Consider the following 21,975-nt stretch of genomic DNA (forward strand, 5'->3'; position numbering starts at 1 on the left):
ACCTCGGGCACCCAGTCTTCAGACGGACGGTTCCAGAACGTGTTGGTGTTGTCTTGGTCCATCCCGGCCCGGTGCAGGCTGCACCACGCGGACCGGGTCAGAATGACCGGTTCTTCTTGGGATGTTGCGCAAAAAGCGTTTCCCCTACGTTTTGATGATCGGCCTGCCCCCCACCCCCAAGACGATCAATCAGCGAAGGGCGTTTCTTGAACATTTGATCCACCCGGAAGCCGGATACGGGCGCGTGTCGGTTGCCGATGGCAAATTTATGTGGATGTTGTATCCAATATCCGTTATTCGTGACCGCATCTTTTGATTCAGGGAGGATCACATGCTCAAGAAACTCGTCGCTTTGGCGGCCCTCACCACGTTCACAACAGGTCCTGCGATGGCGGACACGCTCGACGATGTCGTGGATCGCGGCACTCTTCGCTGTGGCGTTGTTCTGGACTTTCCGCCGATCGGGTATCGCGACGCCAACAACGAACCGGCGGGATTTGACGTGGAATACTGCAATGATCTGGCTGCGGCGCTTGAAGTTGAGGCGGAAATCCTGCCTTTGACCTGGGCCGAGCGCCTGCCGGTCATCGTAACCGGGCGCGCAGATGTCGTGTTCGGCGCGACCTCGGACAGCCTTGAACGGGCGCGGACCGTGGGCTTTACCATTCCTTATGCGATCTACTATGCGCAGGGCGTCGTGAACGCGGACAGCGGGATCGAAACCTTCGAAGACATCCGCGGCAAACGCGTCGCCGCCGCGATTGGCACCGTGCCGGAACAGGAATGGCTGAAGATTGCCGCCGAATGGGGTGAGGAAGGCAATTATCAGGGCTATCAGTCGGAAAACGAGGTGTTTCTGGCGGTCGCGCAGGGCAAGGCCGATATCGGCATCACCACCAACACCGCCGTTCTGCCGATCACCCAGCAATATGAAACCGTGCTGGCCGGTCCGCGTATGCCCTGGACCACCGACTACACCTCGGTCGTGGGCAAAAGACAGGACGTCACCTGGCTGAACTTCCTGAACCTGTTTGTCACGCATCAGGTGCGTTCGGGCCGGTATCAGGAACTGTGGGGCAAATATGTCGGAGGCGAAGCACCCGAGCTGCGCATCCCCGGCGTGATGTACTGATTTCACTCCCCAGTGCTCTTTCGTCGGGTTTCGGCCTGGCGAAAGAGCCGGTCAATTCGGAAAAAACCTGTGTTCGATTACAACTTCCACTGGCGACCGGTCATGAAAAGCCTGCCGGACTTGCTTGAGGCATCACTGCTGACCTTGCAAGTCGCGGTTCTGGCGATGATCCTGGGCATCATCATCGGCCTGTGTCTTGCGCTGACGCGGCTGCACCTGAAGGGGCCGCTGTACTGGTTCGCCTCAGCCTGGGTTGAACTGGCCCGAAACACGCCCGCCCTGTTTCAGCTGTTCTTTTTCGGCTTCGGGCTTGGCGCGTTCGGCCTGCACCTGTCGCCTTACTTCATCGTGCTGGCGGGTTTGACCTTCAATTGCGCCGGTTATCTGGCCGAAAACTTTCGCGGAGGTTTTCAGGCCGTCCCCGAGACGCAGTTGCGGGCCTCTCGTTCCCTGGGCATGACCGCGTGGCAGGCTTACACACGCGTGGTGATCCCGCAGGTGTTTCGCATCGTCTATCACCCGATCACCAATCAGATGGTCTGGGCCGTGCTCATGTCCTCGCTGGGCATGCTGGTCGGCTTCCGGGAACTGTCAGGTGAAACGCAGTTCTTTGCCTCGCGCACCTTCCGCATCTTTGAATATTTCGCCGTCACAGCGGTCATCTACTACGTGATCGTCAAAATCATTCTCGGAGCCTCACGCCTGCTGGCGACCCGGCTCTTTCGCTACTGAAGGACGCTCGGATGGAACCCACTGTCAGCTTTTTCAGCGGCTTCACCATCAATGATCTGTGGTTTCTGGGCGAAGCGGCCCTGCGGACACTCTGGATTTCGGTTCTGTCGATATCCATCGGAACACTTCTTGGCGTGGTGTGCGGGTGGATCCTGTACGAGGGCAAGCTGGCCGCCGCCCTGACAGTGGCCCCGTTTCTGGATGTTTTCCGGTCCGTCCCGCTGATCATCCAACTGGTGCTGTTCTACAACTTTGCGCCCATTGTCGGGCTCAATCTGGACCCGTTCGCCTCGGGCGTGGTGATCCTGTCGATCTACACGGCCGCTTTGGTTGCAAATGTCGCGCGCGGCGGGATCGAGGCCGTCGGTGCGCCGATGCGCCGTGCGGCACGCAGCCTGGGCATGACCTATTGGCAGGACCTGCGCTATGTCGTCTTCCCAATCGGCGGACGCGCGGTGTTCCCCGCCTGGGTCGGTGTCGCACTGGGAGTGATGAAGGACAGCGCGTTGGTTTCGGTGCTGGGCTATGTCGAACTGCTCAAGGCCAGCCAGATCCTGATCACCCGCACGCAGGAACCTTTCCTGATCCTGACAATCGCGGGCGCGTTCTATTTCGCGCTCAGCTATCCGATTTCGCGCTATTCCGCGTCTCTTGAAAAAAGGTGGGCCCAATGATCGAAATTCGCGACCTGCACAAGTATTTCGGCGCCCTGCATGTGCTGAAAGGCATCGATCTGGATGTGCAGAAAGGAGAGGTCCTGTCGGTGATCGGCGCATCGGGCTCCGGCAAATCGACCCTGCTGTATTGCATCAACGGGCTGGAGCCGATCCAGCAAGGCTCGGTCAGGGTCGATGGCACCGATGTTCATGCCAAAGGCACCGATATCAACAAGCTGCGCACGAAGCTGGGGATGGTATTTCAGCAATGGAACAGCTTTCCCCATCTGACAGCGCTGGAAAACGTCGCGCTCGCCCCCAAGATCGTCAAGGGACTGTCAAAATCAGAAGCCCGCGATATCGCCGCCCGCCAACTGACCCATGTTGGCCTGGGCGAAAAGCTGGGCGTCTACCCCTCGGCCCTTTCGGGTGGCCAGCAACAGCGTCTGGCCATCGCCCGCGCGCTGGCGATGGAACCGGAATACATGCTGTTTGATGAGGCGACGTCAGCGCTGGACCCCGAACTGGTGGGCGAGGTTCTCGACACGATGCGCCTTTTGGCCGAAGAAGGGATGACCATGATCTGTGTCACGCACGAGATGGGTTTCGCACGCGATGTGTCGGACCGGGTTGCTTATTTCCATCAGGGCATGATGGAAGAGATCGGCCCGCCCGGGCAGATATTCGGTGATGCGCAATCCGAAAACACCCGTAAATTCCTGGCCAACGTGCGCTGAGTGCGCCGGCCCCCTGAAACAACGAGGAAGATCACCTTCATGTCCAAGAATATCTTCACCGGCACCATGCCAGCCCTGATGACCCCCTGCAAAACCGACCGGACACCGGATTTCGATGCTCTGGTCAAAAAGGGCAAGGAAATGATCCAGGCAGGCATGTCGGCCGTGGTGTATTGCGGTTCGATGGGCGACTGGCCGTTGCTGTCGGATGCCGAACGCATGCAAGGTGTCGAACGCCTGATCGAGGCAGGCCTGCCCGTCGTCGTCGGCACCGGTGCGATAAACTCGAAATCTGCCGTGGCGCTGGCTGCACATGCGCAAAAGGTCGGAGCGGCAGGGCTTATGGTCATCCCACGTGTGCTGTCGCGCGGATCGTCCATCCCGGCACAGCGCAACCACTTCAAGGCAATCCTGTCAGCCGCGCCGGATATCCCGGCCATCATTTACAACAGCCCCGTTTACGGCTTCGCCACCCGCGCCGATTTGTTCCTGGAATTGCGTGCAGATCATCCGAACCTGGTTGGGTTCAAGGAATTCGGCGGCAAAAGCGACCTGCGCTACGCCGCGGAACACATCACCTCGAAAGATGATCAGGTGACACTGATGGTTGGTGTGGATACCGAGGTTTACCATGGCTTCGTCAACTGCGGCGCTACCGGATCTATTACCGGTATTGGTACTGCCTTGCCCAAAGAGGCACTGCTGCTGGCCGCCCTGTGCCAGAAAGCGGCGGCGGGCCATGCCGAAGCGCGCCTGCGCGCGCGCGAGCTTGAAGAAGCCTTTGGCGTGCTGGCCAGCTTTGACGAAGGCACCGATCTGGTGCTGTATTATAAGCACCTGCTGGTTCTGAACGGTGAAGAGGAATACCGCTTGCACTTCAACGAAACCGACGAACTGACGGATGCCCAGCGCAACTACTGCGAACAGCAATACAGACTGTTCCGCACATGGTTTGCCGACTGGTCCAGCCAGGGCGGAGTCATCGCTGAATGCATGTGATCGACAGCCATACCGGAGGCATGCCCACGCGGGTCATCCTGAACGGCGGCCCCGATCTGGGGTCGGGCCCGCTGGCCGAGCGCGCACAACGTCTGGCCACCGAGCACAAGGCTTTCTACAAATCGGTCCTTCTGGAGCCGCGAGGCCAACCCGGCATGGTCGGGGCGCTTCTGGTCGCCCCGGAAACGTCTGGCTGCGAAACCGGCGTGATTTATTTCGATGCCGACGCCGTTCTGGGCATGTGCGGTCACGGCACCATCGGCCTTGGGGTTACTCTGGCGCATCTGGGCCGGATCGGTCCGGGAACGCACAGGGTCGAAACGCCGGCCGGCGTCATCTCGGTTGAGCTGTTGGACGCCAATACGGTGCGCGTCACCAATATCGAAAGCCGCCGGGTCAGGGCTTCGGTGTCGGTTGAGGTCGAAGGCCATGGAAAAGTGACCGGCGATCTGGCCTATGGTGGTAACTGGTTCTTCATTGTCGATCCCAGTCCGATGGACGTGAATCCCGGCAACATCCGTGCCCTCACCGATCTGACCATTGCAATTCGCAAAGCCTGCACCGACCAGAATGTGCGTGGTGAAAACGGGGAACCGGTGGACCACGTGATCTTGCAGGACAAATCCCCGGACAAAGACGTTCACAGCCGGAATTTCGTCCTGTGCCCGGACGATCAATATGACCGATCCCCGTGCGGGACCGGCAGTTCGGCGCGTCTGGCCTGTCTGGCGGCGGATGGGGTTCTGGCTCCGGGGGTTGAGATCGTGCAGGAAAGCGTGATCGGCAGTTCCTACCGGCTGAGCTATCAGCCCGGCCCCAATGGCGGCGTCATTCCAACCCTGACCGGGCAGGCGCATATCATGGCCGAGGGCACATTGATTTTCGCGCAAAACGATCCGTTCCGCGGCGGGATCCTTCTTTGACAAAACCATCGGGGACTGGCGCAATCCGGCCCCCGGTACCGAACCACAGTTTGAAAAGATCTGGCCATGCTGCAAGACAACCCGACGGATATTGTTGTGATCGGTGCCGGTATCATTGGGATCAGCACGGCACTGGAATTGCAAAAGCGCGGCAAACGGGTTCTGGTTTTGGATCGCGAAGGCGTAGGAGCCGGTGCCTCGAAAGGGAATGCCGGAGCTTTTGCCTTTACCGACATCGTGCCGTTGGCCACCCCCGGGATCATGCGCAAAGCTCCGAAATGGCTGTTTGATCCATTGGGTCCGCTTTCAATCCCCCCCTCTTACGCTTTGAACATCGCACCGTGGATGCTGCGGTTCTGGCGGGCCAGTTGGCAGGATCGCTATGCTGCGGCCTTGTCTGCACAGGCTGCTTTGATGGATCACAGCCGCGCGGCGCTGGAACGCCAGATCGCGGATGTCGACGGCGAAGCGCTGATGCAACGCGAAGGCCAGTTGCAGTTGTTCGAAAGTGAAGGCGAATTCCGCGCCAGTCTTCCCACATGGGATATGCGCAAGGATCACGGCATCCCCTTTGACCTGCTGGACAGCCCCGACGCGATTGCGGAAATCCAGCCCGGGCTTGACCGACGATTTACCCATGCGGGTTTTACGCCCACCTGGATGAACACGGTCGATCCGGCCAGCTGGGCAAGACATTTGGCCACCCGGTTCACCGCCCGCGGCGGCCAGGTTGAAATCGCGGCAATCAATGCGCTCACACCGATGGATTCAGCCGTTCGCCTGACGACTTCGATCGGTGAAATTGAAGCAAGACAGGTGATCGTGGCCGCCGGGGCCTGGTCTCATCACCTGGCGAAAACCCTGGGTGATCGCATCCCTCTGGAAACCGAGCGCGGATACAACACCACCCTGCCCGAAGGGGCCTTTGACCTGCGCACCCATCTGACATTCGGGGGACATGGGTTCGTGGTGACTCGGATCAACGGCGGCGTGCGCATCGGAGGCGCGGTCGAGTTGGGCGGGCTGGAACTGCCACCCAATTACAAACGCGCCGACACGTTGCTGGCAAAGGCGGGTCGCTTCATGCCTGGCCTGAATTTGGAAGGCGGCACGCAATGGATGGGCTTCCGGCCATCGCTTCCCGACAGTTTGCCGGTGATCGACCGCTCGGCCCGTGCGTCACAGGTGTTCTACGCCTTCGGACATGGCCATCTGGGCTTGACGCAATCCGCAGGCACGGCGGAACTGGTCGCGGATCTGGTCACGAACGCCAAGCCCGCGCTCGACATGAAGCCTTACGCATCCACACGCTTCTGATCAGGAGAACACCTCATGAAAATCACCGCACTGAACGTATATCAGGTGGATCTTCCGCTGAAGGAAGGCCGCTACAGCTGGTCCAATGGCAACTATGTCGAAGTCTTCGACAGCACCGTTCTCGAGATCATCACGGATGAAGGTCTGAAGGGGTATGCCGAATGCTGCCCGCTGGGATCAGCTTATCTTCCGTCCTTCGCCCTTGGCGTCAGGGCCGGGCTGGCCGAATTGTCGCCACATCTGATCGGGCAGGATCCGCTGAATATCGGCCAGATCAATCGCACCATGGATGCTGCCCTGCGTGGCCACCCCTATGCCAAGGCGCCTGTCGATATCGCCTGCTGGGATCTGCTGGGCAAGGCGACCGGGCAACCCCTTTACACCCTGTTGGGCGGCGCGGCACAAAAGGACGTGGTGCTGTATCGCGCGATCAGCCAGGAAGCGCCGGACATCATGGCGCAAAAGATCGAAGGCTATGCGGCCGAAGGCTACACGAAGTTCCAACTCAAGGTGGGCGGTGAAGCCAATGACGACATCGACCGCATTCATGCCACCCGCGCGGTTCTGAAAAAGACCGACCTGCTGGTGGCAGATGCCAACACCGGCTGGACCCGGCACGAGGCCGCCCGTGTCGTGGGCGCGGTCTCGGGTCTGGATGTCTATGTGGAACAACCCTGTTTGACCTATGAGGAATGCGTGTCGATCCGCCGCCGCACCGCGCTGCCCTTCGTGATGGATGAGGTCATCGACACGCCCAACACATTGGTCCGCGGCATCGCCGATGACGCCATGGACGTGATCAATCTGAAAATCTCCAAGGTAGGAGGTCTGACCAAGGCAAAACTGATGCGGGATCTGTGCGTGGCGCACGGTATTCCCATGACCATCGAGGACACATGGGGCGGCGACATCACCACAGCCACCATCGCCCATCTGGCACGGTCAACACCGTCCGAGTTCACGTTCTCGGCCACCGATTTCAATTCCTATGGTACCGTGGACATCGCCGAAGGCGCACCGAAGCGTATCAATGGCCGGATGACCGCAGCAGATCGTCCCGGTCTGGGCGTGACACCGATCTTCGACGCGCTGGGTGCTCCTGTCGCGCAGTACGGCTGAGGTAAACATGCGCAGCAGCAAAACCATACATGTGATCTCGGCCCATGCCGAAGGTGAGGTTGGAGATGTCATCGTCGGAGGTGTCGCCCCACCGCCGGGCGACACTCTCTGGGATCAGCGAAGCTTCATTGCGCAGGACCAGACACTGCGCAACTTTGTTCTCAACGAGCCGCGCGGCGGTGTGTTCCGGCATGTCAACCTTCTGGTTCCGCCAAAACACCCCGAGGCGGACGCCGCCTGGATCATCATGGAACCCGAAGACACGCCGCCCATGTCGGGGTCCAACTCGATCTGTGTCTCAACCGTGTTGCTGGATGGCGGGATCATTCCGATGAAAGAGCCGGAAACTCATATGGTGCTTGAGGCACCGGGCGGGCTGGTCCGGGTGCGTGCGGAATGCCGCGATGGCAAGGCGCGGCGCATCTTCGTCCAGAACCTGCCCAGCTTTGCCGACAAGCTGTCGGTCCCGCTTGAGGTATCCGGACTGGGCACGATCACGGTAGATACCGCTTATGGCGGCGACAGCTTCGTGGTCGTCGATGCGCAGACGCTTGGGTTTGCAATCGTCGATAATGAGGCCCGCGACATAGCCCGGTTGGGGGTAAAGATCACAAACGCCGCCAATGAACAGCTTGGGTTCTCTCATCCCGAGAACCCGGACTGGGATCATATATCGTTCTGCGCCTTTTGCGGCCCGCTGAGCGAGACGGAAACCGCTCTAAGCGGCAAGTCCGCCGTGGCGATCCAGCCGGGTAAGGTTGACCGTTCACCAACGGGTACCGCGGTGTCTGCCCGCATGGCGCTGATGGCGGCCAAGGGGGTGATGAAACCCGGCCAGACCTTCGACGCGGTTTCGATCATCGGATCACGATTTACCGGTCGGATCCTTGACACTGTGCAGATAGGTGGCCGCCCGGCAATCGTTCCTGAAATCAGCGGTCGCGGTTGGATCACCGGAATACATCAGCACATGCTGGACCCTGACGACCCGTGGCCCGGTGGGTATCGCCTGTCTGACACCTGGGGTGTTTGATGTCGGGAAACACATTATTCAGAGACGGAAAAGTCTGAAGATACGCGGGCTGGTTACGGATTCATAAGCAGATTCAGGCTTTTCCAGATCTCGGGCATGGGTCGAACATGGGTCGAAATCCAAGTTCGGCTTGGAAAAGTCGATGATTACGGGTAATTGTATCCAAAAAACCGTGGCGGGATATTGGACATGGCAGGGAAACGCGCGATCACGAAACAAAGCCTACCGGACGTCATCGCAAATGATCTGCGTGAACGTATCCTGAGCGGCGAACTTGCCGAAGGTGAGACGATCCGGCAGGAAGCTCTGGCCGAGGAATATGATGTCTCGCGCATGCCGATCCGCGAGGCGCTGAAGCGCCTGAATGCCGAAGGTCTGGTGCAATGGGCTAACAATCGCGGCGGCTCGGTGACCAAGCACTCCCTCGACGAAATCGGTGAAATTTTCGATCTTCGCATCCTGATCGAAGTGGATCTGTTTCGCCGGGCCATCCCGAATATGGGCCCGAGGGAATTTGCGCGTTGCGACGAGATTCTCAGCCAGATGGAAGCGTCATATGACGAAAATGACGTCGGCAAGTGGGGGATATTGAACTATCAATATCACTCGGCGCTTTATGCGGCGTCACAGCGGAAGCTGACCAATGAATTGCTGGACCGCGTCAACCTGCAATCGGATCGTTATGTAAGGATGCACCTGAGCGTGATGAAACAGCGCGAACCCGCAAAAAAGGAACATCGTGATCTGTTGCGGCTGGCGCAGGAAGGCAATGTGGACAAAGCCTGCGAGGTCTTGACGCAGCATATTCGCCGGACCAAGGAACAGCTTCTGGAAATGATCGCCTCGAAGCGCGGGACAGACGAACCCTAGGGCGGTCTTGCATGTCCCGTTATTTTGGATACATTATCCATAAATCTGGACATCCCGAAATACGAGGCCCAAATGACCTTTACTCCGCATGGCAAGCACCTGATCGCCGGCAACTGGCTTGCTGGTGACGATTTCTTTGCGTCACAACCCGCACATGGGCCATCGCATGACTTTTCGAAAGGTCGGATTTCAGACGTCGACGCCGCTGCGCAGGCCGCAGAAGAGGCGTTTTGGAGTTATGGTTATTCCTCTCGGGAAGAACGCGCCGCCTTTCTGAACGCCATTGCCGACGAGATCGAAGCGCGCGCCGATGCAATCACCGAGATTGGCACTCAGGAAACCGGCCTGCCCGAGGCTCGGCTGCAAGGTGAGCGGGGCCGCACGTCGGGGCAGCTGAGGCTGTTTGCAACGCATATCCTCAGCGGCGATTATCTGGACCGGCGCCACGACAGCGCGCTGCCGAACCGTGCGCCCCTGCCCCGGCCCGATCTGAAGATGATCCAGCGCCCGATCGGCCCGGTCGCGGTGTTCGGCGCATCAAATTTCCCGCTGGCATTTTCCACCGCCGGGGGGGACACCGCCGCCGCATTGGCTGCCGGCTGCCCGGTTGTCGTCAAAGGCCACGGCGCCCACCCGGGCACCGGCGAAATCATCGCCGAAGCAATCCTCGCAGCCACCCGCCGGTGCAACATTCATCCCGGTGTTTTCAGCCTGATCCAGGACGGCGGCCCGGCTGTGGGTTCAGCCTTGGTGCAACACCCTCTGATCAAGGCGGTCGGGTTCACCGGATCGCTTGCGGGCGGTCGCGCCCTGTTCGATCTGTGCGCCGCACGCGCCGAACCGATTCCGTTTTTTGGTGAGCTTGGATCGGTCAACCCCATGTTCATTCTGGATGCGGCACTGGCAAACCGGGGTGAAGACATCGCCAAAGGCTGGGCCGGCTCGCTGACGATGGGCGCAGGTCAGTTCTGCACCAACCCGGGCGTCGTCGTGATGGCGGCAGGTGAAGCAACGGACCGTTTCGCCGAGATCGCACAGGCCGCATTGACCGAAGTACCGGCGCAGACCATGCTGACCGACGGCATCGCCGACGCCTATCGCAACGGTCAGGCCCGTGTTGCTGAAACCGCTGGCGTTCACGAGGTTTTGGCTTCGACATGCGATCAGCGCAACGCAACCCCCTTCCTTTACCAAACAAGCGCCGCGACATGGCTGGCCAACGAAACCCTCGCGGAAGAGGTGTTTGGCCCGCTGGGCATCATCGTTACCGCCGAGACACCCGACGAAATGCACGACGTCGCGCGCGGATTGCACGGGCAGCTGACCTGCACCCTGCATATGGACGAGGCCGACATGGGCATGGCGCGATCCCTGCTGCCGATCCTTGAACGCAAGGCCGGACGCGTGTTGGCCAACGGCTTCCCCACGGGGGTCGAGGTATGTGACAGCATGGTCCATGGCGGCCCCTACCCGGCTTCGACCAATTTCGGCGCAACATCCGTGGGCACATTGTCGATCCGACGTTTCCTGCGTCCTGTCTGCTATCAGAACCTGCCGGATGCCTTGCTGCCGGAACACTTCTCATAGGGAAATCAGTCGACACCCGCCGATACTCTGAAAGCACGATGCGCAGCAGGGTGTCGGCGGTTGTAACTGCCAAGCGACAGGGGACGGAGGCACATGCCCCCGGATCCAATTGCACAGTTTCATTTGGGTAACAGTGCTTTTGATCAATCGGTTCATGGCAACGCAATCACGGCCCGATCCGTTGGCACCATGGTCAACTACCTGTATGAATTGACCCGTGTTGCCCAATACCATGAACAATTCGCCAATACCCATGAGATGATCGCCTCATTCGAGATCCATTTCCTCGCTGCATCCACCTCTCTCGCCATACTTCAAGAAAGGTAAACCTGATGGCCAACCCCCTCTATGACGGCCTGTTCGGCATTCATGCTGGCAAAGGCACACCTTTTTTGCGGCTGCTGGGCGGGACAACGATTTCCCATCAGGACTTTCTAGGCAAAGCGGCGCAGATTGCACATGTGGCCAAGCATCTGGGCCTGAATCCCGGTGATCGTGTTGCGGCGCAGGTTGAGAAGTCACCCGAGGCGCTGGCGCTTTATGCTGCCTGCGCCCAAGCCGGCCTGGTGTTCCTGCCCCTGAATACCGCCTACACGGTCGATGAATTGACCTATTTCATTGAAAACAGCGGGGCCGCGCTGATTATATGCGACACCGAAAGTGAGGAAAAACTCACCCCTGTCGGCGCGCAGCTGGGCGCCCGGGTAGAGACGCTGAACGCGGATGGCAGCGGGTCTCTGTCAGATCTGGCCGCGACCATGCCGACACGTTTCGAAACCGTCCCCCGCGATGGCGAGGACCTGGCTGCGTTCCTCTATACATCGGGAACCACAGGCCGGTCCAAGGGGGCCATGCTGACCCAGAACAATCTGCTGTCGAACGCCCGGACACTGGTCAGGGAATGGCGCTTCAACTCGCAGGATGTACTGCTGCATGCCCTGCCGATCTTCCACACCCACGGGCTGTTCGTCGCGACCAATATCATGCTGGCCGCGGGTGGATGCATGATCTGGCTGCCCAAGTTCGATCTGGACCAGATCATCGACAATTTGCCTTGTGCCACGTCGATGATGGGCGTCCCAACCTTCTATACGCGCCTGTTGGACGACCCGCGTTTTACCAGGGAACTGGCCACCCATATGCGCCTGTTCGTATCGGGATCGGCACCGCTGCGGGCGGAAACCCATGTGCAGTTCGAAAAACGAACGGGGCATCGCATCCTTGAACGCTATGGCATGACTGAAACCAACATGAACACGTCAAACCCGTATGACGGCGAGCGGCGCGCCGGAACGGTCGGGCACCCGCTGCCCGGGGTCGAACTGAAGATCTGTGATTCAGACGGCAATACCCTGCCTGCGGGCGAGATCGGCACAATTGAAGTGCGCGGGCCCAACGTCTTCAAAGGGTATTGGCAGATGCCTGAAAAAACCGCTGCCGAACTGCGCGACAACGGCTTTTTCATCACCGGTGATCTGGGCCGCATCGACGAGGATGGCTACGTCCATATCGTTGGTCGCAACAAGGATCTGATCATCTCGGGCGGTTACAACATCTACCCAAAAGAGATCGAGCTGGTTCTCGATGATCAACCCGGTGTTCTGGAAAGCGCCGTGATCGGCGTGCCGCATCCCGATTTCGGTGAAACGGTTGTTGGTGTCATCGTGGCAGAGCCCGGCCAGACCCCTGATCCGGATGCGATAACGGGCGCGGTCCACGAAAGTCTGGCCCGGTTCAAGCATCCGCGCAAGCTGATCGTTCTGGATGAGCTGCCCCGCAACACGATGGGCAAGGTTCAAAAGAACATTCTGCGTGACCGATACAAAGACCTCTTCATGACCGTATGAGTGGGTCTCGGCACAGCGGGGATCAGCGGATGCAGCCCCTGAAAAGAAAACCAGGCGAGGGTGTCCCCGCCTGATTTATTCATGAGTCAGGCAACCAGATCGAACCGGTCGTTGTTCATGATCTTGGTCCATGCCGCCACAAAGTCGCGCACGAACTTCTCGGCATTGTCGTCCTGAGCGTAGACCTCAGCATAGCTGCGCAGGATCGAGTTCGAACCGAAGACCAGATCTGCGCTGGTTGCGGTGAACTTGACCTCACCCGAGGCGCGGTCGCGCAGCTCATAGGTGCCTCCGTCAACCGGATGCCAGCTCAGCGACATATCCGTCAGGTTGACGAAAAAGTCGGTTGTCAGCTGGCCCACCCGGTCAGTGAAGACACCATGCGGCGATCCGCCATGGTTGGCACCCAGCACACGCAGACCACCGACCAGAACGGTCATCTCGGCCGCGGTCAGACCCAGCAGTTGCGCACGATCCAGCATCATTGCCTCTGGCGAGACCGCGTATTCCTTCAGCTGCCAGTTGCGGAACCCGTCCGCCAGCGGCTCAAGTACCGAGAAACTGTCCACATCGGTCTGCTCGTCCGACGCGTCGCCGCGACCGGCCGAGAACGGAACCGCCACGTCAAAGCCTGCGGCCTTGATCGCCTGCTCCAGCCCGACATTGCCCGCCAGAACGATCACGTCGGCAATCGAGGCACCGGTTTCAGCCGCGATCGGTTCCAGCACACCCAGCACTTTTGCCAGACGCTCTGGCTCGTTGCCTGCCCAGTCCTTTTGCGGCGCCAGTCGGATGCGCGCGCCATTTGCGCCACCGCGCTTGTCCGAGCCACGGAAGGTGCGGGCACTGTCCCAGGCGGTGGTGATCATCTCGACCGCGGTCAGGCCGCTGTCTGCGATCTTGGCCTTGACGGCATCAATGTCATAATCTGTCGAACCAGCCGGGATCGGATCCTGCCAGATCAGGTCTTCTGACGGCACATCCGGGCCATAATAGTTGACGCGCGGACCCATGTCGCGGTGAGTCAACTTGAACCAGGCACGTGCGAATGTATCGGCAAAATAATCCGGATCCGCCATGAATTTCTGACAGATCGCGTTGTAGGTCGGGTCGACCTTCATCGCCATGTCCGCATCGGTCATCATCGGCATGCGACGAACAGTGGGGTCGGTCGGGTCGATCGGCTTTTCGTCTTCGGGCATGTTGACGGGCTGCCACTGATGGGCACCGGCGGGTGATTTGCCCAGCTCCCATTCATAGCCGAACAGATAGTCGAAATAGCCCATGTCAAATTTCAGGGGCTCTTTCGTCCACGCCCCTTCAATCCCCGAGGTAAAGGCATTGGCCGCTTTACCGTTCTGATCAGGGTTCTCCCATCCCAGACCCTGGCTGGACACGGGGCAGGCTTCGGGCTCGGCGCCGATATTGTCGCCTGGCATCGCACCATGGGCCTTGCCGACCGTATGACCACCGCAGGTCAACGCCGCGGTCTCTTCGTCATCCATCGCCATACGGGCAAAGGTCTCACGGATATGCAGCGCGGTTTTGGCCGGATCCGGATTGCCGTTCACGCCTTCGGGGTTCACATAGATCAGGCCCATATGCACCGCACCCAGAGGGTTTTCCAGCGTGCCGGGGGTTTCCAGATCGCCATAGCGATTCTCGGACGGGGCCAGCCACTGGTTTTCCGACCCCCAGTAAACATCTTTCTCGGGCCCCCAGATATCTTCGCGACCAAACCCAAAGCCAAAGGTCTTCAGCCCCATGGCTTCATAGGCCACCGTGCCCGACAGAACGATCAGGTCAGCCCAGGACAGCGCGTTGCCGTATTTCTTTTTCACCGGCCACAACAGACGCCGGGCTTTGTCCAGGCTTGCATTGTCCGGCCATGAATTCAGCGGCGCAAACCGGATGTTGCCCGAACCGGCGCCACCTCGACCATCCCCCAGACGGTAAGACCCGGCCGAGTGCCACGCCAGACGGATCATCAGCCCACCGTAGTGACCCCAGTCTGCCGGCCACCAGTCCTGACTGTCGGTCAGCAGCGCCTCGACATCGGCACGAACCGCCTTGAAGTCCAGGCCCTTGACCGCTTCTCGGTGATTGTAATCCGCATCCATCGGGTTGGTGCGCGTGTCGTGCTGGCTCAGAATGTCCAGGTTCAGCGAGTCCGGCCACCACTTGGTGACGGAATTGCCCGTTCCAGTATTGCCGCCATGCATGACGGGGCAGCCGCCGGATTGATGATTGTGGGGGGTACCGTCCATTGTAAATCTCCTGAGTATTTACCTAGGGGTTCAGATATCTTGACTCGTACCGCACAGCTTCGATAATTGGAAATTTGTAATTACTATCGTTGCGATTAGTTTTTCATATGAAAACACTGACCCTCAAACACCTGCGCTATTTCGAGGCGCTCGCCACGCATGGCCACTTTGGCAAAGCGGCTGCGGCCAGTGCGATATCGCAGCCCGCGCTTTCCATACAAATCAAAGAGCTGGAAGCAATCATGGGTGGGCCGCTGGTCGAACGCGCGGCCCGGCAAACCCGCCTGACAGCACTTGGCGAGGACGTGCTGAAACATGGCCGCGAAATCCTGACCCGGGTCGAGGATTTGGGGAAATTGGTGCAATCCCCCTCAGGCCCCCTGTCGGGCCGCATCAGAATCGGGGTCATTCCCACGGTTGCACCTTATCTGCTGCCCTCGATCATCAAAGCGTTGTCGCAGCGATTCCCACAACTGACCATTGAACCCAAGGAAACGATAACCAAGACGTTGATCGGTGAAATTCTGGATTCGAAACTGGATTTCGGCGTCGTTGCCCTGCCCGTCTCGGAACCCAACCTCCGAGAGTTCTCGCTGTTCAACGAAGATTTTCTGCTGGTTCGCCCGGCGCAGGATGCCAACCTGCCGATGCCAAGTTCCTCGCAGCTCAGAACCATGCGCCTGCTGTTGCTGGAAGAGGGGCATTGTTTCAGGGATCAGGCCCTGTCCTTCTGTTCGATCCGCAATATCGAACCGCAGCACATCATGGAGGGCAGTTCGCTTTCCACACTGGTTCAGATGGTCGGCGCCGGCATCGGTGTGACCCTGATACCGGAAATGGCGGTCGGGCTGGAAACCCGATCCGCGGATGTGTCCATTGCCCGGTTTCAGGACACGCCGCCGACACGGACGATTGGTCTGATCTGGCGAAAGACCAACCCGCTCAGCGAAAACCTATTGAAGATCGGCGCGATCATCCGCAAAACGGCCGAAGAAAACACGTGGGGCGTGAAGCCGCCACAGCCCGAAAAAACCGGCTGACCCACCTGAAACGATGTTCCACGGCACGGGGGCCAGACCCGGCGCAACCCGTCAGGCGTCACCGGTGTAATAGCCGATCACATCATTCTCGGTCGTTGCCCCCAACCCGTTCAGCAACCGGTTTGAATAATTGAAATAGGCGCAGACCTGATTGACCTCCAGGATCTCGCCATCCTCACAGCCTGCAATCTTGAGCGCTTCGAAGTCGGACTTGACCATTTTGCCGACATCCGTCGTCAGCTTGGCGGCATAGCGCAGCAGCGCCAGTTCCCTGCCTTCGAATTCGTCCTCGGGCCGATGCGCCTTGAGCGCGACGAAAATCCGGTCGCTGCGCGGCTGGTCCTTCAGCAGGTTGCGCACGTTCATGAAGTGATGGGTCAGGGAATAGGTGCAATCGTTCAGGATCGAGGTATAGCTGGCGACAACCTCGAGAAACCAAAACGGCAACTGGTTGTCATCGGAATGCAGGACCGAACGGTACAGCGTCACATGCCCGTTCATCGTTTCGGGGCGCAATGAATGCACACGCATGACCGTGTCTACGGTGCCATGAGGGGTGCGGGCCTTGTCCAGCAGCTCTTTCAGGCGGCCGTCGGCCTTGTCGTCCGAGATCATCTCGATCCAAGCACTCATTGCTGTGTCTCCTGTCCTGTTCGGGCTCAGCTTATGAACAAAGCCCACAGGCGTGTCAGTTAATTTTTTTCTTAAGGTGAAATTTTTTCTGGATCACGGAAACGTGAAAGATGTAAAATGCCAACGCGGGGGATTTGTTGAGGATCAGCGGAAATGCACAGTCCAGAGCTCATGGCGGGCGCTGAAAACCTGTTGTTCAGATGTGGTGGTCTGACGGCGGGCGACCAGTTGCTTGTGGTCTGCGAAGATGCGCCCAACGGTTATTACGATGCCGAGATCACAGGGGCTATCGTCGACTGTGCCCGACAGAACCGGATCAAAACCGCAGTTCGAACTCTCCCATTCGATCCTATGGGTCCCTTGGTACCTGAAGAGCTGAAATCGGCGATGAAGTCGGCGGACTGCACCCTGTTTCTGTCCCGCACCGGCGATCAGATACGGTTCGACGCAGGAATGAGGGACGTTCGGACCATCATGTCGTATGCGCTGGACGCCGGAATGCTGGCCTCGGGTTTCGGGCGCGCCAACTACACCGGGTTCGTTGAACTGAAAAACGCGGTCAACCGGCTGTTGGCCAATGCCGGGCGCATCCACGTAACCTGCCCGCTTGGCACCGACTTTAGTGGACCGGGCGCCGCCTTCCCCCCATCAGGTGCCACGGATGTCAGCATCACGCGTTTTCCGATGTCGGTCTTTGCCCCGGTTCCCGCGCAGGGATTTTCCGGTGTGCTGGTTCAGGACGGGTTTCTGGTCGGCACCGGATCGAAGTTCTATGAACCATACGGCTGTGACCTGCGAGAACCGCTGATCATCCGGTTCGAAAACAACCGCCTGACCGGTTTTGACGGCCATCCCATGGATGTGCATTGCGCGCAGATGCATTACGAAAAGGTCGGTCGGATGTTCGGTCTTGATCCCCTGACCATGCATTCCTGGCACGCAGGCATCCATCCGGGCTGCGCCTACACCACCCCGGCCCGAAGCAACTTCGAACGTTGGAGCGGATCTGCCTTTGGCAATCCGCGCCTGCTGCACTTTCACACTTGCGGACATTATGCGCCGGGTGAGATTTCGCTGAACGTGCTGGATCCCACGATCCGGGTGGATGATGTCGCGATCTGGGATGCCGGCGTGCTCCGGGCCGATCTGTTGCCCGGTGGGGCCGAAATTCTCGACCGGTATCCCTGCATCAAAGCGGTGTTCGACGACCCGGCCCGACACGTGGGCCAGGGCGCGAACGGGCGCTTGTCGGCCTGATGATCAGCCGGCCTGCTGCGCGATCAGCTTTGCAACCCGCGCGCGGAACCGCATCGCGCCCGCGTCCAGCCCGAGGTTGATATAGCCGGTCTTGCGCCGCGCCATGCCGGTTTGAACGTGTTCCAGAACCTCTTTGTCCTCGTTGAAAGCCATGACCGCGCCTTCGAACATGCGCTGCGACATGGCTGCGTCATCCGCGTGCATGTTGCGGTGCTGGAACCAGAAATACCGAGAAATTTCCGCATCGACCGGCGTGATGAAGTTGTACGAAATATTGACAAAGGCATTGGGCGACATCGGCCGATCCGCCCCGCCTTCTCCGGCCGGAGTGTAAACGGACATGTTGATCGCAGTGGATGGCAGACGGCATTCGTAATGTTGCTTGCGGTCGCAACTTGGCCCAAACGGCAGGATCGGCGCATAGTAGGGCGGCGCGGGTTCGTCCGCGATCCAGCGCGAAACAATGACGCCTGTTTCTGTTTCTTCGATATCCAGCGGGCGGGTGTCGGTCCCTGCCCCGGCAAACGAGGTCAGATGCACCCAGGCCACATGGCTTGGATCCAGCAGGTTGTCGATAATGTAAAGGTAGTGGCACGCCATCTCCATCGCGCCGGTCCGGGTCTTGCCCCAGGACGGGTTGTCGAAATTGGGGATGTCGATGATATCGTCCGTGCTGGCTTTGTCCGGGTCCCCCGTCCACAGCCACAGAAACCCCCAGCGGTCTTCGGCCGGGTACGCATGCACGGCGGCGCGGCGCGGAGGATTGTCCAACTGCGTCGGGGCGCTGACACATTCACCGCCGCAGCCGAATGTCAGACCGTGATAGCCGCAAACCACATGGTCCCCTTCAATGGTGCCCCGAGACAGCGGCAGCTTTCTATGCGGGCAAGCGTCCTCCAACGCGATCGCTTTGCCCGCTGTGTCACGATAGACCACGATGTCCTCGCCCAGCATTTGCACGGCGTTCAGGCTGCGGCCAAAATCCTCGGACCGTCCGGCGACGTACCAGCTGTTGCGAATGAACCCCTCTGCTCCGGCCAGATCAGGACGCATGTTTCTTACTCCGAAAACTCGTCAAAAGCCCTGAGCGCCTTGGCGCTATAGGCATAGGACGGCCCGCCGCCCATATAGGTGGCCATGGCCAACGCCTCGCACATCTGAGCGCGGGTGGCGCCCAGCCGAACCAGCGAACGCACGTGGAATCCGATGCAGCTGTCGCAGCGTGTCGCGATCGCAATGCCGAGCGCCATGAACTCTTTGGTCTTCTCGCTCAGCGCCCCATCAGTCTTGGCCGCCTTGCCCATGATGCCAAAGCCGCGCACGGTTTCCGGCACCTCCTTTGAAAAGGCCCCGATATTGGCCTCGGTTTCGGCCATGAAATCTTTCCAGTTCATTTTTTCACTCCTTATCCGCGCTCGTCCGCGCCCATGCGACGCTCCAGCCAGCGCACCCCGGCTGAGATGATCAAAACCAGGATCAGGTATTCGAAAATCAGCAGGGTATAGATTTCCAGCGGGCGGTATTCCGTCACCACCAGTTCATTCGCGCGGCGGGTCAGTTCCTGCATTCCGATGACGCTGGCAAAGGCGCTCATCTTGACGATGTAGATGAACTGGTTCGCCAGCGGCGGCAGAATGCGCCGGATCGCCTGTGGCAGGATCACATAGCGCATGGTCTGCACATAGTTCAGCCCAATGGTTTGCGCCGCCTCGCGCTGGCCTCGGGCAATGGACTGAATCCCCGCGCGGTAGATTTCGGCAGTAAAGGCACTGTCAGAAATCGCCAACGTAAGGATCGCACCCCAAAAGGGGTCAATGGGGATGTTCATCCCCATTGACTGAAACACGATCGGCAAGCCATAAAACACCCAAAACAACATCGGCAGCAGAGGGATGGCGCGGATGAACTCCACGTAAATCCGGTTAAGCATCCGCCAGCCGCGTTTCTCGGACAACCCCGGCAAGGCGACCAGCAGCCCGATGACGATCGACAGGACGGCGGCGATCAGGGAAATCTGGATCGTGGCACCCATCCCCGAGATCAGGAATTTAACATTGGTCCAACCCGTGGCCGTGGTCGGATCGATAACGTACCAGCCCCAGGTCTGCGACGACGAACAACCTGCCAGCAGAAGAAGAGGCAATATGAGAAGAAGTTTTTTCATCGGCTCCGCTCAGTGCTGCAAAATCTGGCTGAGGAATTGGCGACACCGTTCGGATTGAGGTGCGGTGAAGAAATGTTCGGGGTTGCCTTCCTCGACAATTTCGCCTGCATCCATGAAGATCATCTTGTCCGCCACCTTGCGGGCAAATCCCATCTCGTGCGTGACGACCACCATGGTCATGCCCTCATTCGCCAGTTCGACCATCACGTCCAACACTTCCGAAATCATCTCGGGGTCCAGTGCCGAAGTGGGTTCGTCAAACAGCAGAACGCGCGGCTCCATGCACAGGGATCGCGCTATGGCGACGCGTTGCTGCTGACCGCCCGACAACTGAATGGGCTTTTTGTCGGCCTGATCGGGAATGTGCACCCGATCCAGATAGTGACGCGCTTTTTCCTCTGCCTCTTTGCGGCCGAGACCGCGGGCCTTGACCGGGCCCAAAGTCAGGTTCTCCAACACGGTCAGATGCGGGAACAGGTTGAACTGCTGAAACACCATGCCGACCTCGGATCGGATCCTGGCCACGGATTTTGCGTCATCCGTCAACTCGATCCCATCTACGCGGATGGTGCCTTTCTGGTGCTTCTCTAACTGGTTGATACATCGCACAACAGTGGATTTTCCTGACCCGGAAGGCCCGCAAATCACCACCTTTTCGCCGCTGTCGACCGTCAGATTGATGTCCTTGAGAACGTGAAACGTGTCGAACCACTTGTTCACGCCCACAAGTTCGATTGCGGCGTCTGGCATAAGATGAACTGCCCCTGTTTTAGTCCCAGTATAATATTTTCTTGAGGTTATCTTTCCCTTTGGGCTTAAATCAATGAAGAATACGGCCACAAGGTCGAAACGCCACCAACGGGAGAAACCTATGAACACTTTTTGGAAAGCTGCGGCAGCCGCTGCGCTTGGGCTTGTATTGTCAGGCGCAGCGCAGGCGCAATCTGCACTGAACGAGGTGCTGGATTCCGGCGTGCTCAAGGTTGGCACCACGGGCGATTGGAACCCCATGTCGCTCCGCGACCCAGCGACCAACAGCTACAAAGGGTATGATATCGACATCATGAACGAGCTGGCCGCCGATCTGGGGGTCGAGGTCGAATATGTCCCCACCGACTGGAAAACACTGGTCAACGGTGTGGTGGCAGGCAAGTATCACCTGACCGGATCGGCATCGATTTCACCGCCGCGCATGAAGGTCGCGGGCTTTTCCGACAGCTATATTTCGGTGGAGCTCTTCCCCTATACCACCAAGGACAAGGCCGACAAATTCGACGGTTATGACTCGATCAACCAGCCCGGAGTAAAAGTCGCGACCACCCTGGGCACAACGTTCGAAAAACGCGTCCGCGAATGGTTCCCGAACGCAGATATCAAAGTGGTCGAGGCCCCGGCCCGCGGTTTTCAGGAAGTAATCGCAGGACGCGCGGATGTCTTCATCACGTCGAACATCGAAGGCTCAACCCTCGAGGCGAAGTTTCCGGTGGTACGCGTGAAGAATGCAGGCCCGCGTTCGCCGTCACCTATCGCGATGATCCTGCCACAGGCCGATCAGGTTTGGATCAACTACGTGAACAACTGGATCGAAGTCAAAAAGGCGCAAGGGTTCTTCGAGGAAAACCGCAAGAAATGGGGTCTCTGACTCGTCTCGGATCACCTTGA

Annotated in this window: 23 protein-coding genes; 17 read left to right on the forward strand and 6 right to left on the reverse strand. The window is 59.1% G+C overall.

The window, feature by feature from the left end; genetic code table 11:
- Positions 1-154 precede the first annotated feature (154 nt).
- From ACR0DJ_RS11790 to ACR0DJ_RS11855, 14 genes are all read left to right on the forward strand, one after another.
- Positions 155-316: a hypothetical protein gene (locus ACR0DJ_RS11790; protein ID WP_480686263.1), complete on the forward strand. Its 162-nt coding sequence runs from the start codon at positions 155-157 to the stop codon at positions 314-316.
- 15 nt (positions 317-331) lie between these two features.
- Positions 332-1,132: a transporter substrate-binding domain-containing protein gene (locus ACR0DJ_RS11795; RefSeq protein WP_170345158.1), complete on the forward strand. Its 801-nt coding sequence runs from the start codon at positions 332-334 to the stop codon at positions 1,130-1,132.
- Between the two features lie 69 nt (positions 1,133-1,201).
- Positions 1,202-1,864: an amino acid ABC transporter permease gene (locus ACR0DJ_RS11800; protein ID WP_425079193.1), complete on the forward strand. Its 663-nt coding sequence runs from the start codon at positions 1,202-1,204 to the stop codon at positions 1,862-1,864.
- A gap of 11 nt (positions 1,865-1,875) precedes the next feature.
- Complete coding sequence (locus ACR0DJ_RS11805; RefSeq protein WP_152460596.1) at positions 1,876-2,538, forward strand: amino acid ABC transporter permease; 663 nt, start codon at positions 1,876-1,878, stop codon at positions 2,536-2,538.
- The gene (locus ACR0DJ_RS11810; protein WP_170345155.1) at positions 2,535-3,257 is read left to right on the forward strand and encodes an amino acid ABC transporter ATP-binding protein; all 723 of its coding nucleotides are present in this window, start codon (positions 2,535-2,537) and stop codon (positions 3,255-3,257) included. Before ACR0DJ_RS11805 ends, ACR0DJ_RS11810 begins: the two co-directional genes overlap by 4 nt.
- Before the next feature lie 39 nt (positions 3,258-3,296).
- A complete protein-coding gene (locus tag ACR0DJ_RS11815; RefSeq protein ID WP_170345154.1) occupies positions 3,297-4,256 on the forward strand; it encodes a dihydrodipicolinate synthase family protein in 960 nt (319 codons plus the stop codon).
- Positions 4,247-5,179, forward strand: a complete 933-nt coding sequence (locus ACR0DJ_RS11820; protein WP_480685067.1) for a 4-hydroxyproline epimerase — start codon at positions 4,247-4,249, stop codon at positions 5,177-5,179. Before ACR0DJ_RS11815 ends, ACR0DJ_RS11820 begins: the two co-directional genes overlap by 10 nt.
- A 66-nt stretch (positions 5,180-5,245) precedes the next feature.
- A complete protein-coding gene (locus tag ACR0DJ_RS11825) occupies positions 5,246-6,496 on the forward strand; it encodes an NAD(P)/FAD-dependent oxidoreductase (RefSeq protein ID WP_480685068.1) in 1,251 nt (416 codons plus the stop codon).
- Between the two features lie 15 nt (positions 6,497-6,511).
- Positions 6,512-7,615: a cis-3-hydroxy-L-proline dehydratase gene (locus ACR0DJ_RS11830; RefSeq protein WP_425079190.1), complete on the forward strand. Its 1,104-nt coding sequence runs from the start codon at positions 6,512-6,514 to the stop codon at positions 7,613-7,615.
- 7 nt (positions 7,616-7,622) lie between these two features.
- Positions 7,623-8,648: a trans-3-hydroxy-L-proline dehydratase gene (locus ACR0DJ_RS11835; protein WP_480685069.1), complete on the forward strand. Its 1,026-nt coding sequence runs from the start codon at positions 7,623-7,625 to the stop codon at positions 8,646-8,648.
- Between the two features lie 189 nt (positions 8,649-8,837).
- Positions 8,838-9,518, forward strand: coding sequence for a GntR family transcriptional regulator (locus ACR0DJ_RS11840; protein WP_480685071.1), 681 nt, complete (start codon positions 8,838-8,840; stop codon positions 9,516-9,518).
- Between the two features lie 72 nt (positions 9,519-9,590).
- Positions 9,591-11,105, forward strand: a complete 1,515-nt coding sequence (locus tag ACR0DJ_RS11845) for an aldehyde dehydrogenase (NADP(+)) (RefSeq protein WP_480685073.1) — start codon at positions 9,591-9,593, stop codon at positions 11,103-11,105.
- 93 nt (positions 11,106-11,198) lie between these two features.
- Positions 11,199-11,432, forward strand: a complete 234-nt coding sequence (locus ACR0DJ_RS11850; RefSeq protein WP_170345147.1) for a hypothetical protein — start codon at positions 11,199-11,201, stop codon at positions 11,430-11,432.
- 5 nt (positions 11,433-11,437) lie between these two features.
- Positions 11,438-12,952, forward strand: a complete 1,515-nt coding sequence (locus ACR0DJ_RS11855; RefSeq protein ID WP_480685075.1) for a malonate--CoA ligase — start codon at positions 11,438-11,440, stop codon at positions 12,950-12,952.
- Positions 12,953-13,038: 86 nt separating this feature from the next.
- Here the strand turns inward: ACR0DJ_RS11855 and katG are convergent, their stop codons facing one another.
- Positions 13,039-15,219, reverse strand: coding sequence for a catalase/peroxidase HPI (gene katG / locus ACR0DJ_RS11860; protein ID WP_480685076.1), 2,181 nt, complete (start codon positions 15,217-15,219; stop codon positions 13,039-13,041).
- A 107-nt stretch (positions 15,220-15,326) separates the two neighbouring features.
- Between katG and ACR0DJ_RS11865 the strand changes: the two genes are divergently transcribed.
- Positions 15,327-16,259 (forward strand): hydrogen peroxide-inducible genes activator, encoded by a 933-nt coding sequence (locus ACR0DJ_RS11865; RefSeq protein WP_425079184.1) that lies wholly within the window; start codon positions 15,327-15,329, stop codon positions 16,257-16,259.
- Between the two features lie 51 nt (positions 16,260-16,310).
- Here the strand turns inward: ACR0DJ_RS11865 and ACR0DJ_RS11870 are convergent, their stop codons facing one another.
- Positions 16,311-16,892 (reverse strand): carboxymuconolactone decarboxylase family protein, encoded by a 582-nt coding sequence (locus tag ACR0DJ_RS11870; protein ID WP_425079183.1) that lies wholly within the window; start codon positions 16,890-16,892, stop codon positions 16,311-16,313.
- Between the two features lie 153 nt (positions 16,893-17,045).
- Between ACR0DJ_RS11870 and ACR0DJ_RS11875 the strand changes: the two genes are divergently transcribed.
- Positions 17,046-18,149: a hypothetical protein gene (locus ACR0DJ_RS11875; RefSeq protein WP_480685078.1), complete on the forward strand. Its 1,104-nt coding sequence runs from the start codon at positions 17,046-17,048 to the stop codon at positions 18,147-18,149.
- A gap of 3 nt (positions 18,150-18,152) precedes the next feature.
- Here ACR0DJ_RS11875 and ACR0DJ_RS11880 read toward each other — a convergent pair whose 3' ends face one another.
- From ACR0DJ_RS11880 to ACR0DJ_RS11895, 4 genes are read right to left on the reverse strand one after another with little or no spacing between them, the layout of a single operon-like run.
- Positions 18,153-19,202, reverse strand: a complete 1,050-nt coding sequence (locus ACR0DJ_RS11880) for an aromatic ring-hydroxylating dioxygenase subunit alpha (protein WP_480685079.1) — start codon at positions 19,200-19,202, stop codon at positions 18,153-18,155.
- 5 nt (positions 19,203-19,207) lie between these two features.
- Positions 19,208-19,543, reverse strand: a complete 336-nt coding sequence (locus ACR0DJ_RS11885) for a carboxymuconolactone decarboxylase family protein (RefSeq protein ID WP_170345140.1) — start codon at positions 19,541-19,543, stop codon at positions 19,208-19,210.
- A gap of 11 nt (positions 19,544-19,554) precedes the next feature.
- Positions 19,555-20,313, reverse strand: a complete 759-nt coding sequence (locus ACR0DJ_RS11890; RefSeq protein WP_171205884.1) for an amino acid ABC transporter permease — start codon at positions 20,311-20,313, stop codon at positions 19,555-19,557.
- 9 nt (positions 20,314-20,322) lie between these two features.
- Complete coding sequence (locus ACR0DJ_RS11895; RefSeq protein WP_480685080.1) at positions 20,323-21,063, reverse strand: amino acid ABC transporter ATP-binding protein; 741 nt, start codon at positions 21,061-21,063, stop codon at positions 20,323-20,325.
- 121 nt (positions 21,064-21,184) lie between these two features.
- Between ACR0DJ_RS11895 and ACR0DJ_RS11900 the strand changes: the two genes are divergently transcribed.
- On the forward strand, positions 21,185-21,955 hold the full coding sequence (locus ACR0DJ_RS11900; protein WP_170345137.1) for a transporter substrate-binding domain-containing protein: 771 nt from the start codon (positions 21,185-21,187) through the stop codon (positions 21,953-21,955).
- Positions 21,956-21,975 lie beyond the last annotated feature (20 nt).

The organism is Ruegeria sp. BF10, assembly GCF_056538725.1.

Excerpts from the sequence above, each read along its gene's own strand:
- ACR0DJ_RS11790 (WP_480686263.1), top strand. The coding sequence starts at position 155 with ATGATCGGCCTGCCCCCCACCCCCAAGACGATCAATCAGCGAAGGGCG.
- ACR0DJ_RS11795 (WP_170345158.1), top strand. The coding sequence starts at position 332 with ATGCTCAAGAAACTCGTCGCTTTGGCGGCCCTCACCACGTTCACAACA.
- ACR0DJ_RS11805 (WP_152460596.1), top strand. The coding sequence starts at position 1,876 with ATGGAACCCACTGTCAGCTTTTTCAGCGGCTTCACCATCAATGATCTG.
- ACR0DJ_RS11810 (WP_170345155.1), top strand. The coding sequence starts at position 2,535 with ATGATCGAAATTCGCGACCTGCACAAGTATTTCGGCGCCCTGCATGTG.
- ACR0DJ_RS11815 (WP_170345154.1), top strand. The coding sequence starts at position 3,297 with ATGTCCAAGAATATCTTCACCGGCACCATGCCAGCCCTGATGACCCCC.
- ACR0DJ_RS11820 (WP_480685067.1), top strand. The coding sequence starts at position 4,247 with ATGCATGTGATCGACAGCCATACCGGAGGCATGCCCACGCGGGTCATC.
- ACR0DJ_RS11825 (WP_480685068.1), top strand. The coding sequence starts at position 5,246 with ATGCTGCAAGACAACCCGACGGATATTGTTGTGATCGGTGCCGGTATC.
- ACR0DJ_RS11830 (WP_425079190.1), top strand. The coding sequence starts at position 6,512 with ATGAAAATCACCGCACTGAACGTATATCAGGTGGATCTTCCGCTGAAG.
- ACR0DJ_RS11835 (WP_480685069.1), top strand. The coding sequence starts at position 7,623 with ATGCGCAGCAGCAAAACCATACATGTGATCTCGGCCCATGCCGAAGGT.
- ACR0DJ_RS11840 (WP_480685071.1), top strand. The coding sequence starts at position 8,838 with ATGGCAGGGAAACGCGCGATCACGAAACAAAGCCTACCGGACGTCATC.
- ACR0DJ_RS11845 (WP_480685073.1), top strand. The coding sequence starts at position 9,591 with ATGACCTTTACTCCGCATGGCAAGCACCTGATCGCCGGCAACTGGCTT.
- ACR0DJ_RS11850 (WP_170345147.1), top strand. The coding sequence starts at position 11,199 with ATGCCCCCGGATCCAATTGCACAGTTTCATTTGGGTAACAGTGCTTTT.
- ACR0DJ_RS11855 (WP_480685075.1), top strand. The coding sequence starts at position 11,438 with ATGGCCAACCCCCTCTATGACGGCCTGTTCGGCATTCATGCTGGCAAA.
- katG (WP_480685076.1), bottom strand. The coding sequence starts at position 15,219 with ATGGACGGTACCCCCCACAATCATCAATCCGGCGGCTGCCCCGTCATG.
- ACR0DJ_RS11865 (WP_425079184.1), top strand. The coding sequence starts at position 15,327 with ATGAAAACACTGACCCTCAAACACCTGCGCTATTTCGAGGCGCTCGCC.
- ACR0DJ_RS11870 (WP_425079183.1), bottom strand. The coding sequence starts at position 16,892 with ATGAGTGCTTGGATCGAGATGATCTCGGACGACAAGGCCGACGGCCGC.
- ACR0DJ_RS11875 (WP_480685078.1), top strand. The coding sequence starts at position 17,046 with ATGCACAGTCCAGAGCTCATGGCGGGCGCTGAAAACCTGTTGTTCAGA.
- ACR0DJ_RS11880 (WP_480685079.1), bottom strand. The coding sequence starts at position 19,202 with ATGCGTCCTGATCTGGCCGGAGCAGAGGGGTTCATTCGCAACAGCTGG.
- ACR0DJ_RS11885 (WP_170345140.1), bottom strand. The coding sequence starts at position 19,543 with ATGAACTGGAAAGATTTCATGGCCGAAACCGAGGCCAATATCGGGGCC.
- ACR0DJ_RS11890 (WP_171205884.1), bottom strand. The coding sequence starts at position 20,313 with ATGAAAAAACTTCTTCTCATATTGCCTCTTCTTCTGCTGGCAGGTTGT.
- ACR0DJ_RS11895 (WP_480685080.1), bottom strand. The coding sequence starts at position 21,063 with ATGCCAGACGCCGCAATCGAACTTGTGGGCGTGAACAAGTGGTTCGAC.
- ACR0DJ_RS11900 (WP_170345137.1), top strand. The coding sequence starts at position 21,185 with ATGAACACTTTTTGGAAAGCTGCGGCAGCCGCTGCGCTTGGGCTTGTA.